The 13,618-nt window shown below is 73.2% G+C and carries 10 protein-coding genes; 4 read left to right on the top strand and 6 right to left on the bottom strand.

What is annotated here, in order from left to right; all coding sequences use genetic code 11:
• Window positions 1–138: 138 nt before the first annotated feature.
• From QQS41_RS10975 to QQS41_RS10995, 5 genes are all read right to left on the bottom strand, one after another.
• Entirely contained in the window at window positions 139–1,746 is a 1,608-nt protein-coding gene (locus QQS41_RS10975) for a metallophosphoesterase family protein (protein WP_448852762.1), read from the bottom strand.
• Between the two features lie 150 nt (window positions 1,747–1,896).
• On the bottom strand, window positions 1,897–2,841 hold the full coding sequence (locus tag QQS41_RS10980) for a metal ABC transporter permease (protein WP_448852763.1): 945 nt from the start codon (window positions 2,839–2,841) through the stop codon (window positions 1,897–1,899).
• Window positions 2,838–3,842: a metal ABC transporter permease gene (locus tag QQS41_RS10985; protein ID WP_448852764.1), complete on the bottom strand. Its 1,005-nt coding sequence runs from the start codon at window positions 3,840–3,842 to the stop codon at window positions 2,838–2,840. The genes QQS41_RS10980 and QQS41_RS10985 overlap by 4 nt, the downstream gene beginning before the upstream one ends.
• Window positions 3,839–4,591, bottom strand: coding sequence for a metal ABC transporter ATP-binding protein (locus QQS41_RS10990; RefSeq protein ID WP_448852765.1), 753 nt, complete (start codon window positions 4,589–4,591; stop codon window positions 3,839–3,841). Before QQS41_RS10990 ends, QQS41_RS10985 begins: the two co-directional genes overlap by 4 nt.
• On the bottom strand, window positions 4,588–5,565 hold the full coding sequence (locus QQS41_RS10995) for a metal ABC transporter solute-binding protein, Zn/Mn family (RefSeq protein WP_448852766.1): 978 nt from the start codon (window positions 5,563–5,565) through the stop codon (window positions 4,588–4,590). Before QQS41_RS10995 ends, QQS41_RS10990 begins: the two co-directional genes overlap by 4 nt.
• A gap of 488 nt (window positions 5,566–6,053) precedes the next feature.
• Here QQS41_RS10995 and QQS41_RS11000 point away from each other — a divergent pair, with 488 nt between their 5' ends.
• The 3 genes from QQS41_RS11000 (at window position 6,054) to QQS41_RS11010 (ending at window position 10,365) form a co-directional block, all read left to right on the top strand.
• Window positions 6,054–7,448 (top strand): acyl-CoA dehydrogenase family protein, encoded by a 1,395-nt coding sequence (locus QQS41_RS11000; protein ID WP_448852767.1) that lies wholly within the window; start codon window positions 6,054–6,056, stop codon window positions 7,446–7,448.
• Between the two features lie 60 nt (window positions 7,449–7,508).
• Entirely contained in the window at window positions 7,509–8,720 is a 1,212-nt protein-coding gene (locus tag QQS41_RS11005; RefSeq protein ID WP_448852768.1) for an acyl-CoA dehydrogenase family protein, read from the top strand.
• A gap of 220 nt (window positions 8,721–8,940) precedes the next feature.
• Window positions 8,941–10,365, top strand: coding sequence for a metallophosphoesterase (locus QQS41_RS11010; RefSeq protein ID WP_448852769.1), 1,425 nt, complete (start codon window positions 8,941–8,943; stop codon window positions 10,363–10,365).
• A 139-nt stretch (window positions 10,366–10,504) separates the two neighbouring features.
• Here the strand turns inward: QQS41_RS11010 and QQS41_RS11015 are convergent, their stop codons facing one another.
• Window positions 10,505–12,238: an AMP-binding protein gene (locus QQS41_RS11015; RefSeq protein ID WP_448852770.1), complete on the bottom strand. Its 1,734-nt coding sequence runs from the start codon at window positions 12,236–12,238 to the stop codon at window positions 10,505–10,507.
• 219 nt (window positions 12,239–12,457) lie between these two features.
• On the opposite strand from QQS41_RS11015, the gene QQS41_RS11020 reads away from it, so the two are divergent.
• Window positions 12,458–13,549, top strand: coding sequence for a pirin family protein (locus QQS41_RS11020; RefSeq protein WP_448852771.1), 1,092 nt, complete (start codon window positions 12,458–12,460; stop codon window positions 13,547–13,549).
• The last annotated feature ends 69 nt before the right edge of the window (window positions 13,550–13,618 follow it).

Below are 13,618 nucleotides of genomic sequence, written 5' to 3' on the forward strand. Positions count from 1 at the left end.
GCCGGACGCGGGGCCCGTTGCCGTCCCCGGCCCCGGGCGCGGCGGCCCGGTGCCCGTCCGCGGCCTTCCCGCGGCCGCGCCGGGCCCGAGGCGGGCGTGCGGCGCGGATCCCGGGGCCTGCGCCGGCGGGGCACGTCGTCAGGCGAGGCGGGAGAGGTCGCGTTCGACGGTGAAGTTGCGCTCCGCGCAGTCGCCCAGCAGGTACTCCGGGTTGAAGCCGAACGCCGCCCACCGGGAGCGGGCCGTCCACGCCAGCGCCTCCGGCGTCGCGGTGCGGTGGAAGTTCAGCGTGTAGCCGCCGGTGTGCAGGTGCAGCAGGTTGTATCCGCCGGGGTAGCTGGTGACGGCGCCCATCTCCGGGAACTCGACGCCGCCCGCGGCGCCGGCGCCGGAGCCGGCGGCGTCGCCCGCCGTGCGGTTGGCGCGGTGGGTGTGCCCGGCGCCGACCATGAACACGCCCGGCGCCGCGGCGACGATGTCCTGCAGCCGCCGCGAGTCCTCCAGATCGAGGGTGAACGTGGGGCCGCCGGCGTTGGTGAACGCGGCCTCCGCGGTCACGGGGTGGTGGGCGAGCAGCAGCGTCGGCCGGTGCGGGTCGGCCGCGAGCTCCGCCTCCAGGGCGTCGAGCTGCGCGTCGTCCATCTCCCCGCCGGACGCATCGAGCGTGCAGGAGTCCAGGCCGATGACGCGCAGGCCCCCGACCGAGGTGGTCCACAGCTCCTGCCGGGGCACGAACATCTCGCCCCACGGGTCGCGGTGGTCGTCGGTGCCCTCCAGCACCGGGAACTCCTCGTAGCCGGCCGACGGGTCGGAGTCCGGGGTGTGCGGCCGGTCGTGGTTGCCGCGGGTGACGTGCCAGTCGACGCCGTACTCGCCGAAGCCGTCCATGATCTCCCGGAAGCGGCGGACCTCCGCGGGGCGGGCCTCCGAGGTGCAGTCGCCGTTGAGGAGCACCCGGCCGACGCCGCGGGCCCGCACCTCCGCCAGCGCGCCGGCCAGCATGACCTCCGCGAAGGGCGGGCGGCCCGGCGCCTGCTCGATGGGCGGCGGGAAGCCCGCGACGATGATGCCGTGGGCCAGCTCGCCGACGTGGCTGTCGTTGAGCAGCGCGATGGTCGCGACGTGCTCGCCGGGCGGCGGCGTCAGCGTCGTCACCTCCCCGGAGAACTCCGGCTGCGACGGCCGGTTCGTGGTGAACAGGCCCGGCGTCGCCGCGATGCCGCCGGAGCGGCATTCGAAGCGGTAGGTGCGGCCCGGCTCCAGGCCGCCGATCTCGGCGAAGTGGTAGCCGCCGTCGGCGTGTCCGCGGTGGACGACGGGCAGCTCCTCGCCGGGCCCCGCCCCGTCGGCCGGGGCCATGCGGACCTCCGTGTCGGAGGCGACCGTCGGGGCCAGTTCGCCGTAGGCCGGGTGCGGGCCGTCGTAGGTCGCCCAGCTGAACGCCACCGACGTCGCCGTCACCGTCGGCACCTCCAGGTCCGTGACGACGAGCCCGTGGCGCAGCCCGTCCACCAGGTGCGAGGGGGAGGAGCCGGGCAGCGCCGGGGCGGAGGAGCCCGGCAGCGCGGAGGCCGTGCGGGCGGGGACCGCCGCGGCGGCGAGGCCGCCGAGGACGCCGGCGCCGCCGAGGAGCATCGCGCGGCGCGACAGGCGGCCGGAGGGGGAGTCCGGCGCCTGCGCCCGCGCGGCGGGGTCGTGGGGGAGGCGGGGCCGCGGGGACTGGTCGTGGTCGTGCCGTCGTCGCATGCGCCGCAGGCTAGGGGCCGCGTCCGGCCCGGCGGTTGCCCGCCGGTGGCCCGCGGGTTGCCCCCGGGTGAACCCTCGTCATGCGGGCATAAGCGGCGGGCCCGGGACCCGCGGCGCGGATCCCGGGCCCGCCGCCGGCGGGGCGCGTCGTCAGGCGACGGCGGGGGACCCCGCTCCGGCGGCTGCTGCGGTGCCGGCGTCCGGACCGGCTCCGGCGGCAGCGTCCGCCTCCGCGGCGCCGCGCCTGCCGCGGCGGCGGCCCGCCAGCCGGACGACGGCGTAGACCGCGACGAACAGGGCGCCGTCGACGAGCGCCATCATCGCCGACGTCGGGGCGTCGATGACGAACGCGAACCAGAAGCCCAGCTGCGAGCCGGCGAGGCCGACCAGCAGGGACACGGCGAGGACGCCGCGGACCGTCTTCGTCACCAGCAGGCCGGTGGTGGGCGGGACGATCATCAGCGCGACGACCAGGATGGAGCCGGCGACGTGGAACGACGCCACGACGGTGAGCGACACCAGCAGCATGACCACCTGGTTGACGGCGGCGACCTTCACGCCCGTGACCTTCGCGAACGCGGGGTCGAACGTGATGGCCGACAGCGGCCGGCGCAGCACCGCCATGACCCCGCCGGTGACGAGGCCGACGATGACGAGCGTCCACATGTACGACGGCCCGAAGTCGTAGCCGCCGATGATGAGGCGGTCGAAGGCGGCGAGGTTGAGGTCGCCGACGAGCACCGAATGCTCCGACAGGTGGGAGGAGCGGAAGTTGGCGGTCAGCAGGATGACGCCGACGGCGAACAGCGGCGGGAACACCAGGCCGATGGCGGAGTCGCCCGCGACCAGGCCCGTGTCCCTCAGCCACTGCGTGCCGGCGACGACGATCACGCCGGCGACGGTCGCGCCGACGATGAGCAGCGGCGACTTCACCGCCCCGATGATCATCGCGGCGATGACGATGCCGGGCAGCACGGCGTGCGCGATGGCGTCGGTGAGCATCGACTGCCGGCGCAGCACCAGCACCACGCCGGGCAGCAGCGCGACGACGGAGGTGACGGCGGCGAGCAGGGCCACCGCGATGGGGAAGCTCATCGCGCCCCCTCCCGTCCGCCGGCTCCGCCGGTGCGTGACGACGGGACCGCCGCGGCGGCCGCGCCCGGATCCCCGGCGGGGTGCGGGGCGCCCGCGACGGCGGCGGCCGTGGCACGCCGGCGGCGCAGAGCGCGGGCGACGAGGCCGCGGCGCGGCGAGGCGACGAGCGACACCGCCACGATGAGGGTGAGCGCCAGGACGATGACGGGGCCCGTCGGCAGGTCGCCGAAGGACACCGACGCCCAGGATCCGGCGACGCCGCCGAGGGCGCCGAAGAACGCGGCCAGCGGCATCATCGTGCCCAGCGACCGCGTCCACTGCCGCGCCGCGGCGGCGGGGAACACGGCGAACGCGATGATGAGGATGAGGCCGACGGCCTTGATGCCCAGCACCACCGCCACGACGATGACGGCGGTCTGCGCCACCGACACGGCCCCGGCGCGCCGGACGCCCATGCTCACCCGCGCCATGGCGGGGTCGAACAGCAGCATCGACATCGGCCGGTGCGCCAGCAGCGCCACGGCGACGACGACGGCGCCGATGGAGCCGAGCGTCACGTTGTCGGCGTTGGTCAGCGTCGCGGAGTTGCCGAACATCAGGGAGTCGATGCCGCCCTTGTCCGGCAGCGTGGACTCCTGGATGACGTTGAGCAGCACCATGCCGCCGCCGAAGAACAGGGCGAGGGCGACGGCCATCGCCGCGTCGTCGCCGACGCGCGAGCCGCGGGCGACCCAGTTGGTGAGCAGCACGGCGAGGACGCCGGAGGCCAGCGCCCCGAGGATGATGGCGAGCATCGAGCGGCCGTCGAGCGTCAGCCACGAGGCGACGAGGAAGGCCGCCATGACGCCGGCGACGGCGGAGTGGCCGATGACGTCGGCGAGCATCGACTGCTTCCGCAGGTAGAGGTGGCAGCCGAGCATGCCGGCGGCGACGCCGATGATGACGGTGCCGATGACGGTGCGCCGGAAGGTGAACTCGGAGATGAAGTCGATGAAGCTCATCGCCCGCCGCCCCCGGGGCCGCCCATGAGGCCGAGGCCGTAGGCGCGGTTGACGGTCTCCGGCGTGAACGCGTCGGCGATGGGCCCGGAGGAGATCACCGTCTTGTCGACCAGGGTGACGTGCGAGCACACCTCCTGCACCGTCGACAGGTCGTGGTGGATGAGCACGGCGGTGGAGCCGGACTCCGCCAGCTCCGTCAGCACGCCGCGGATGACGTGGTCGCTGATGACGTCGACGCCGGCGAACGGCTCGTCCAGCAGGTACAGCTCGGGGCGCTGCGCCAGCACGCGGGCGAGGAACGTCCGCTTCAGCTGGCCGCCGGACAGCTCGGAGATCTGGTGGTGGCGGTGGTCGTCGAGGCGCATGCGGGAGATGGCCTCCTCCACCGCGTCGCGGTCCTCCCGGGACGGCCGGCGGAACCAGCCGAGCCGGGGGTGCAGCCCCATCCGCACGACGCCCTCGACGGTGATGGGGTAGTCGAGGTCGACCTTCGCGGTCTGGGGCATGTGGGCGATGCGCAGGCGCGCGTCGCGCAGCGGGCGGCCGAAGAACCGGACCTCCCCGGAGGCGCGGGGCACCAGCTCGAGCGCGGCGTTGAGCAGCGTCGACTTGCCGGCGCCGTTCGGGCCCAGCAGGCCCATCACCGCCCCGCGGGGGACGTCGACGTCGACGTCGTGCAGCACGGGCGGGCCGCCGAAGGTGACGGTGAGGTTCCGGACGGAGAGGACCGGGTCTTCGACGGGGGTCACTTGCCCAGGGCCTCCGCGATCGTGTCGGCGTTGTACTTCACGACGCCGACGTAGGTGTCGGTCGGGGCCTCGGCGCCGAGGGAGTCGGCGTACAGCTCCTTGTCGGAGATCTCGACGGACCAGCCCTCCGCCTCGACGGCCTCCTTCAGGGACTCGATGGCCTGCGGGTTCTGCAGGTTGTCCTGGAAGATGACCGGGATCTTGTGCTCGGCGATGAACTTCGCCAGCTCCTTGATGTCGGCGGCGGTCATCTCGGACTCGGAGGTGACGAAGTCGGTGGCCTTCACCTCGACGCCGAACTGCTCGCCGAAGTAGTTGAACGCGTCATGGCCGGTGATGAGGTAGCGCTGCTCCTCCGGGATGGTGTCGACCTTGCCCTGGACGTACTCCGCGACCTCGTCGATCTCGCCCTGGAACTTCTCCGCGTTCTCCGCGTAGGCGTCCTTGTTGTCCGGGTCGACCTCGCCGAGCTTGTCGGAGATGAAGCCGGCGACCATCTTCCAGTTGTCCGTGGAGTTCCAGATGTGCGGGTCGTGCAGCGGGTTGCCCTGGTCGTCCGTCTCCGGCCACGGCAGCAGCTGATCCTCCGGCAGCTTGTCGCCGACGGCGATCTGGCGGTCGCCCTGGGCCTCCAGCTCGGAGATCATGTGGGCCTCCATGTGCAGGCCCGTCCAGACGACCAGGTCGGCCTGCTGCAGCAGCTCCAGGTCCTGGGTGGTCGGCTGGTAGGTGTGCGGGTCGCCGCCGGGGCCGACCATCACGTGGACGTCGGCGTCGGGGGCGATGTTCTTCACCGCGTCGCCGAGGTAGCCGGTGGTGGCGAAGATCTCGAGGGTGCCGTCGCCGCCGTCGCCGCCCGCGGCGCCGGCGGACCCGCCGCCGGAGGCGTCGTCGGTCGCGCACGCGGCGAGGCCGAGGGTCAGGATGGCGGCGCCGGAGAGCAGGGCCGCGCGGCGGGTGATGGAGTGGGTCACGTCAGGTGTCCTTTCCTGCGCTGGACGGCCGCGTCGGAGCCGGGGCGGCTTCGTGTGGGGCCGCGATCCGTCTGCCTGAAAGGGTATTCCGGAAAACCGAGGCTGACCTAAATGTGACACGTACCCACGGCCGAAATCTCACCCGAACGGGGTGTTTTGCGGCGTCATGAAAACGAAATTGCGGACACAAGAATTCCGTTCCGTTGGCTTACGGCGGATATTGTCACCCCCGTTGCGGCACCCCCTTTTCCGGCGCCGGGCGGGGTGTTGGCGGGGGATGTGCGAAAAACCCTGCGCGGGGGAGTGTTCCGAGGGCGTCCCGCGGCGCCCTTCCGCGGGTCAGGCGCATGGGTTCCCGGGGAAAACGGCAAATGATATGACGGCCGTCACGTTCTGCGGTTATCGTAATCCCGTCAACACAACCGTCGGCGACACGGCCGGACGGTCGCCGACCAATCACCGACACCTGCGAAAGGGCCATGAACCCCATGAGCGACAAGAAGAATCGCGAGGATTCCACGGTCGGGCGCAACAAGCCCAAGCTCGACGCCACCGGCGTGGCGATGCGCTTCCTGACCACCATCGCCGGCTCCGACTTCGCGGAGAAGTACAACCTCCAGCCGAAGATCGACCGCGTCGTCTACGAGTCCACCAAGACGGGCTTCAAGACGCTGGGCGCCGCGAACCGCCAGTTCAAGAAGGTCAAGGGCTCCGGCAAGCCCGCCCGCCCGGCCGCCGAGGCGCAGGCCGCCGCCGAGCAGGCCCCGGAGGAGCAGAAGACCAAGAAGCTCTTCGACCTCACGCCGACCGAGGATCAGCAGATGATCGTCGAGACGGTGAAGGACTTCGCGGAGTCCCGCCTGCGCGACGTCGCCGCCGACTGCGACGCCAAGGCCGCCCCGCCGGAGACCCTCCTCGGCGAGTCCTCCGAGCTCGGCGTCACGCTCATCAACGTGCCCGAGGAGTACGAGGGCATCGCCACCGGCGCCGACGTCACCACCAACGCCCTCGTCGCCGAGGCCCTCGCCTACGGCGACATGGGCCTCGCCGTCCCGGTGCTCGCCCCGGCCGGCGTCGCCGCCACCCTGACCGCGCACGGCTCCGACGCGCAGCAGAAGACCTACCTGCCGTCCTTCGCCGGCGAGAACGTCCCGGCCGCCGCCGTCGTCATCTCCGAGCCGCGCCCGCTGTTCGACGCCCGCAAGCTCGAGACGAAGGCCGTCAAGGAGGGCTCCGACCTGGTGCTCAACGGCGTCAAGTCCTTCGTGCCGAACGCCGGCGCCGCCGAGGTCTTCATCGTCGGCGCCGAGCTCGAGGGCAAGCCCGTCCTCGTCATCGTCGAGTCCGACACCGAGGGCCTGCACGTCGAGGCAGACCCGTCGATGGGCCTCCGCGCCGCCGCGATGGGCCGCCTGCACCTCAAGGACGTCCGCGTCCCGGCCGACAACGTCGTCGGCGAGGAGGACGCCTCCGAGGCCTACCTCGACGTCGTCCGCCGCGCCCGCCTGGGCTGGGCCGCGCTGGCGTGCGGCACCGGCCAGGCCGTGCTCGACTACGTCATCCCCTACGTCAACGAGCGCGAGGCGTTCGGCGAGCCCATCTCGCACCGCCAGGCGGTCGCGTTCATGGTCGCCGACATCAAGATCGAGCTCGACGGCCTGCGCATGCTGACCCTGCGCGGCGCCGCCCGCGCCGACCAGGGCCTGTCCTTCGCCCGCGAGGCCGGCCTGGCGAAGCGCTTCGCCGTCGACAAGGGCATGAAGATCGGCTCCGACGGCGTCCAGCTGCTCGGCGGCCACGGCTTCACCAAGGAGCACCCGGTCGAGCGCTGGTACCGCGACCTCCGCGGCGTCGGCGTCGCCGAGGGCGTCGTCGTCCTGTAACCCGCCCACCAGAAGAACACCGATCACCGGATCGAACGCAACACAGAGGACCGAACCACAATGATCAACCTCGAACTGCCGAAGTTCCTCAAGGCGGGTGCCGGCCAGGCCCATCAGGCGGCCTCCGAGATCTTCCGCCCCATCTCCCGCAAGTACGACCTCGCCGAGCACGCCTACCCGACGGAGCTCGACACCCTCGCCTCCATGATGGAGGGCATGGCCGACGGCGGCCGCGCCTTCTCCGGCGCCAAGGGCGGCCGCGGCGACGACAAGAAGAAGCGCCGCGAGGGCGTGAAGAACGGCGGCAACATGGCGTCGCTGCTCAACGTCATCGAGACCTGCTGGGGCGACGTCGCCCTGACGCTGTCCCTGCCGTACCAGGGCCTGGGCAACTCCGCCATCGCCGCCGTCGCCACCGACGAGCAGCTGGAGCGCTTCGGCAAGATCTGGGCCTCCATGGCCATCACGGAGCCGGGCTTCGGCTCCGACTCCTCCGCCGTGTCCACCACCGCGAAGCTGGACGGCGACGAGTACGTCATCAACGGCGAGAAGATCTTCGTCACCTCCGGCGAGCGCGCCGACTCCGTCGTCGTGTGGGCGACCCTGGACAAGTCCAAGGGCCGCGCCGCCATCAAGTCCTTCGTCGTCCACAAGGGCACGCCGGGCTTCACCGTCGAGCGCCTGGAGCACAAGCTGGGCATCCGCGCCTCCGACACCGCGGTGCTCCGCTTCGACAACTGCCGCGTGCCGAAGGAGAACCTCCTGGGCACCCCGGAGATCGACGTGAAGAAGTCGTTCGCCGGCGCCATGGCGACGTTCGACAACACCCGCCCGCTGGTCGCCGGCATGGCCATCGGCTGCTCCCGCGCCGCGCTGGAGGAGCTGCGCTCCCTGCTGGAGGAGGCCGGCGAGGAGATCGACTACGACGCCCCGTCGTACGCCCAGTCCGCCGCCGCGTCCGAGTACGTGCGCCTGGAGTCCGACTGGGAGGCCTCCTACCTGCTGGCGCTGCGCGCCGCGTGGATGGCCGACAACAAGAAGCCGAACACCCTCGAGGCCTCCGCCGCGAAGGCGAAGGCGGGCCGCACGGGCACCGACGTGACCCTGAAGGCCGTCGAGCTGGCCGGCGCGTACGGCTACTCCGAGCGCTCCCTGCTGGAGAAGTGGTCGCGCGACTCCAAGATCCTCGACATCTTCGAGGGCACCCAGCAGATCCAGCAGCTGGTCGTCGCCCGCCGCACCCTGGGCCTGTCCTCCAAGGAGCTCAAGTAGCGGCCGCGCGCCGCCCGCGCCCCGGGGTGCACCGGGTGCGCGCGGCGCGCGCGTGACGACGGCGGGGCCGCCCGGCCCGCACGGACCACACCGTGCGGGCCGGGCGGCCCCGCTTTCGCGTGCGCGTGCCCCGTCGTTCACGCGACGTTCACGGGCAGGGCCCCGGAGGGTGGCGTTATCGTTGGGGGCAGGCCACCCATAGCCCCTACCTTTCCGGAACATGACCATGAGCCTCACCCGCCGAGCCACCCAGTCCGTCGCGAACGTCGCGTCGTTCGCCTCCATCACCGCCTCCCGCGCGGGGGCGCTGGCGGCGGTCGCCGCGCGCGGCAGCTTCAGCGTCGCCCGCGCGGCGGATCTGGAGGTGCCGACGGTGACGGACACGTCGGTGGCGTTCACGTGGGCGACCTACGGCGGGGGCGTGCGCACGCCGCTGGGCCCGGCGCAGGGCACGGCGCCGGCGGGGGAGCGGGTGCTGTTCGGCCCGGTCGACGGGCCGATGCGGCTGGTGCACGACGATCCGACGCCGCGGGGCTACCACCACGTCGTCGTCGACGGGCTGGAGCCGGGCCGCACGTACCGGTTCGAGTGCTGGTCGGACGGGCACCGGGCGCGGCCGTCGCTGCTGGCGACGCGGCGCGCGGGTTCCCCGGAGGCGACGGGGACGGTGACGACGCTGACGCCGCCGCACGGCGACCGCATCGCCCGCATCGCGGTGACGAACGACAGCCACATCGGCCGCCCCGCCCACGACTCCTTCACCCCGCCGGGCCGGCGCCCGCTGCGGGAGGCGCCGGGGCAGCGCGAGTACGCGGCGATGCAGCTGGAGGGCCTCATCGAGGGCGTGAAGGCGGCGGGCGCCGACGCGCTGGTCGCCAACGGCGACTGCACCGACGGCGGGCAGCCGCACGACGTCGACGAGTTCACGTCGATCATGGACGGGTTCGGGGAGATGCACCGGGACTGGTTCGCCACCCGCGGCAACCACGACAACCGCATCCCGGGCCTGCCCGCCATCGCGGACGAGCGGACGGAGATGCTGGACGACCCGTTCGAGCACGTCTCCGGCCCCCGCCAGACGCACTGGACCGGCGAGGTCGCGGGCGTGCGGCTGCTGGGCGTGGACACGAACGGGGTGAACCAGGACGGCGGCTACATGTCGGAGGCGCACCTGGAGGCGGTGCGCGAGGAGCTGCTGCGGGACCCGGACCGGCCGACGCTGCTGTTCGGCCATCACCCGGTGACGTCGGACGCGGGCCGCTCGAACATCGGCGGCAAGAGCTTCATCCTGCCGGAGGACCAGTCGCTGCGGCTGCAGTCCGCCATCGCGGAAGCGCCGGGGGCGGCGGCGATGTTCGCCGGCCACACGCACCGCACCCGCCGCGGCACGGCGGACGTGGGCGACGCGGACTACTGCGAGCGCGGCGCGTCGGTCGGCTACCCGGGCGGTTTCACGCTGGTCGACGTGTTCACCGGCGGCCTGATGACGACGTTCCACCGCACCCCGACGCGGGAGTCGCTGGACTGGTCGGCGCGGACGCGCTGGTCGATGTTCGGCTACGAGCCGGAGTACATGCTGGGCCGCGTGGAGGACCGCAACTACGTCGTCGCCCGGGACCTGTCGGGGCTGCGCCCCTTCGCGTGACGACGGCGCCCGCGCGGCGCCCCGGACGCCGTCCCCGCGGGGTGGCGGCGCGGCCGGGGGGGGCGGTGTCCGCCGTCACGCGAACAACGAGGCGCCCCGCGGACCGTGACGGTCCGCGGGGCGCCTCGCGGTGCGCGGCCTAGGCGGCGGCGACGGGCGCGCCCTGCGGCTTCGGCAGCATGCGCGGCACGACCTTGCCGACGGCGTTGCGCGGCAGCTCGTCGAGGAGGATCGTCTCGCGCGGGACGTTGAAGCGGGTCAGGCGGCGCTTGACGTAGGCGCGGATGTCCTGGTCGGTCAGCGCGGCGCCGGCCTCGTCGCCGGTGCGGACGACGTAGGCGACGAGCGCCTGGCCGAAGCGGTCGTCCTCCACACCGACGACGGCGCACTCGCGGATGCCGTCGAGCTCCGACAGCACGTCCTCCGTCTCGCGGGGGAAGACGTTCTCGCCGCCGGAGACGATCATGTCGTCCTCGCGGCCGGAGACGTACAGCAGGCCGTCGGCGTCGACGTAGCCCAGGTCGCCGGTGGAGACCATGCCGTCGATGATCTCGCGGTCGGCGCCGGGGCGGGTGTAGCCCTCGTACAGCATGTTGTTGCCGATGAAGATGCGGCCGACCTGGCCCTGCGGCACCTCGTTGCCCTCCGCGTCGCGGATGGCCAGGCGGGTGCCCAGCGGCGGGCGGCCCGCGGTGGTCGGGGAGGCGGCGAGCTCCTCCGGCGTCGCGATCGTCGCCCACGACACCTCGGTGGAGCCGTACTGGTTGTAGAGCACCGGGCCCAGGCGGTCGAGGGTCTGCTCCACGATGCGCTGCGGGATGGCGGAGCCGCAGGAGGCGATGACCTTCAGGGAGGAGACGTCGAGCTTCTCCTTCTTCGGGTTGCCGTCGATGGCCTCCATCATGCGCTGCAGCATCGTCGGCACCAGGAAGATGGTGTGCGGCTTGTGCTGCTCGATGATGCGCAGCGCCTCCTTCGGGCAGAAGTGGCGGCGCATGATCATCGTGGTGCGCAGGGCGATGGCCAGCTGCGCCGTCGCGAAGCCCCACGTGTGGAACATCGGGGCCGCCAGGTAGGCGGGGCGGTGGTGGCGCAGCGGGATGCGGCTCATGATGGACGACGCCGGCATCCAGGACCGCGGCTCCGGGCGCTTCGCGCCCTTCGGGGTGCCGGTGGTGCCGGAGGTCAGGACGATGACGCGGCCGCGGCGGGGGCGGCGGGCCAGCTCCGCGCCCGGGAAGTCGGCGGGTGGGGAGGTGCGCAGCATCTCGCGGACGGAGGTCCAGCCGGGGCGGACGCAGGACTCGTCGTCGTAGTCCTCCAGCCAGTTCACGGCGACGGGGCAGACGTCGAAGTCCTCGGCGAGGATGCCGGTGAACTCCTCGTCGATGAACAGGAAGTCGATCTTCTGCTCGCGGATGACGGCGTTGGTCTGCTCGCCGGAGGCGCCCGGGTTGAGCAGCACCAGGTCGGTGCCCAGGCGGCCGTGGGCGCACAGGACGGTGATGAAGTTGCGGTGGTTGCGCGACAGCAGGCCGATGCGCATGCGGGGGCGGATGTTGCCGTGGCGCAGGGCGCGGGCCAGGCGGGTGGCGTTGTCGTGCAGCTCCTCGTAGGTGACGGAGCCGGCGTCGTCGATGATGGCGGTGTGGTGGGGGTCGCGGCCGGCGGCGATGCCGAGCAGGCCGGACGGCATGAAGTCCCACCGGTAGACGGAGGCGGCGGCCTGGCCCATGGCGCCGGGGCCCATGGCGCCGAGCACGCCGGCCTTCGTCACCGGGGCGAGGCCGCGGATGAGGTCGGAGGCGCCGCGCAGGCGGGTGCGGGCGCGGTCGCCGAGGGAGGTCGTCGGGGTGGTCGCTTCGGGGGTCATCTGGGGTGGCCTCCTGCCGTTATCGGGGTCCGGCGCGGCTCCGGGGCGGCGGGCGGGGCGCCCGCCTCCGGGGCCGTGGGCCGGGCGGTGTTGACGTGACGATAGATCGTGACCGTCGTCACTAAAAGCATTTTGACGAGAAAAGCGCAATTCTTTTACGTCCATCGCCCCCGACCGGCGGGAATGGTGCCGGAGCTCGCCTCATGACATCATGGTGACATGACAACGTTCGACGTGATCGCCGGCCGCGAGGTCCTCCTCGGCGGCTACCGCGCCATGACCGTGCGCCGCACCCTCCCGCACCGCCGGCGCACCTCCGTCGGGCCGTTCATCTTCGCCGACCACTTCGGCCCCGCCGAACCGGCGATGGACGTCGCCCCGCACCCGCATACCCACCTCGCCACGTGCAGCTGGCTGTTCTCCGGCCGGGTGCGCCACGACGACTCGGCGGGCAACCACCTCGACGTCGTCCCCGGCGACGTGGTGCTCATGGCCGCCGGCGACGGCATCGCGCACTCCGAGTACTCCTGGCCCGACGGCCCGGAGCTCCACGGCGTCCAGCTGTGGGTCGGCTACCCCTCCGACGAGCGCGGCGACGTCCGGGGCCTCCACGTCCACCGCACCCGGCAGGTCGTCCGCGGCGGCGCCGCGCTGCGCGTCCTGCTGGGCGACCTGGGGGAGTGGGGCGCATCCCCGGTGCCGGCACCGCGCCGGGCGGTCGCCGCGGAGGTCGTCCTCGACCCCGGCGCGACGCTGGAGCTGGACCTCGGCCGGGAGGTCGCCGTCCTCGTCGGCTCCGGGTCCGCGGTGCTCGCCGCCGCAGGTGGCGCGGGGGATCAGGCGGTTGTGCGTGACGACGGCACCCGCTCCGGCGGCGACGCCGGCGCCGGCGGCGCGGGCGGGCCCGACGGCGCCCGCGACGGGTCCTCCGGCGCAGGCGCCGGGGCGTTCGGCCCGGACGTCCCCGCGCCCGGGCCGTCCGCGGCGGCGGGCCCGGGGGAGATGGCCTTCTCCGGCGGCGTCGTCGAACGCGCCCGCGTGACGGCGGGCGGCGACGGCGCCCTGCTGATGCTCCTGGCCGGCGACCCGTACGGCGAGGACCTGCTGATGTTCTGGAACTTCGTCGACGCCGACGAGGAGTCGGTGCGCCGCGCCCGAGAGGACTGGGAGGACGAGGACCGGCGCGCGGAGCGCTACGGCGTCGTCGAGGGCTACCCCGGCTTCGAGGGTGAGCCGACGCGCACGCAGCTCGACCGCATCCCGGCGCCGCCGATGCCGGGGGTGCGCCTCACCGCGCGCCGCAACCCGTAGGCCGCGGAGCGGAGGACCTTCCGCGGCGCGGCCGGACCCCGAGGTCGCCGGGCGGTGCCGCGGCTCCCC

It is taken from the genome of Corynebacterium sp. 335C, assembly GCF_053525695.1.

Coding starts and splice junctions, on each gene's coding strand:
- QQS41_RS10985 (WP_448852764.1), bottom strand. CDS start 3,842: ATGAGCTTCATCGACTTCATCTCCGAGTTCACCTTCCGGCGCACCGTC.
- QQS41_RS10980 (WP_448852763.1), bottom strand. CDS start 2,841: ATGAGCTTCCCCATCGCGGTGGCCCTGCTCGCCGCCGTCACCTCCGTC.
- QQS41_RS11010 (WP_448852769.1), top strand. CDS start 8,941: ATGACCATGAGCCTCACCCGCCGAGCCACCCAGTCCGTCGCGAACGTC.
- QQS41_RS10975 (WP_448852762.1), bottom strand. CDS start 1,746: ATGCGACGACGGCACGACCACGACCAGTCCCCGCGGCCCCGCCTCCCC.
- QQS41_RS11000 (WP_448852767.1), top strand. CDS start 6,054: ATGAGCGACAAGAAGAATCGCGAGGATTCCACGGTCGGGCGCAACAAG.
- QQS41_RS11005 (WP_448852768.1), top strand. CDS start 7,509: ATGATCAACCTCGAACTGCCGAAGTTCCTCAAGGCGGGTGCCGGCCAG.
- QQS41_RS11015 (WP_448852770.1), bottom strand. CDS start 12,238: ATGACCCCCGAAGCGACCACCCCGACGACCTCCCTCGGCGACCGCGCC.
- QQS41_RS11020 (WP_448852771.1), top strand. CDS start 12,458: ATGACAACGTTCGACGTGATCGCCGGCCGCGAGGTCCTCCTCGGCGGC.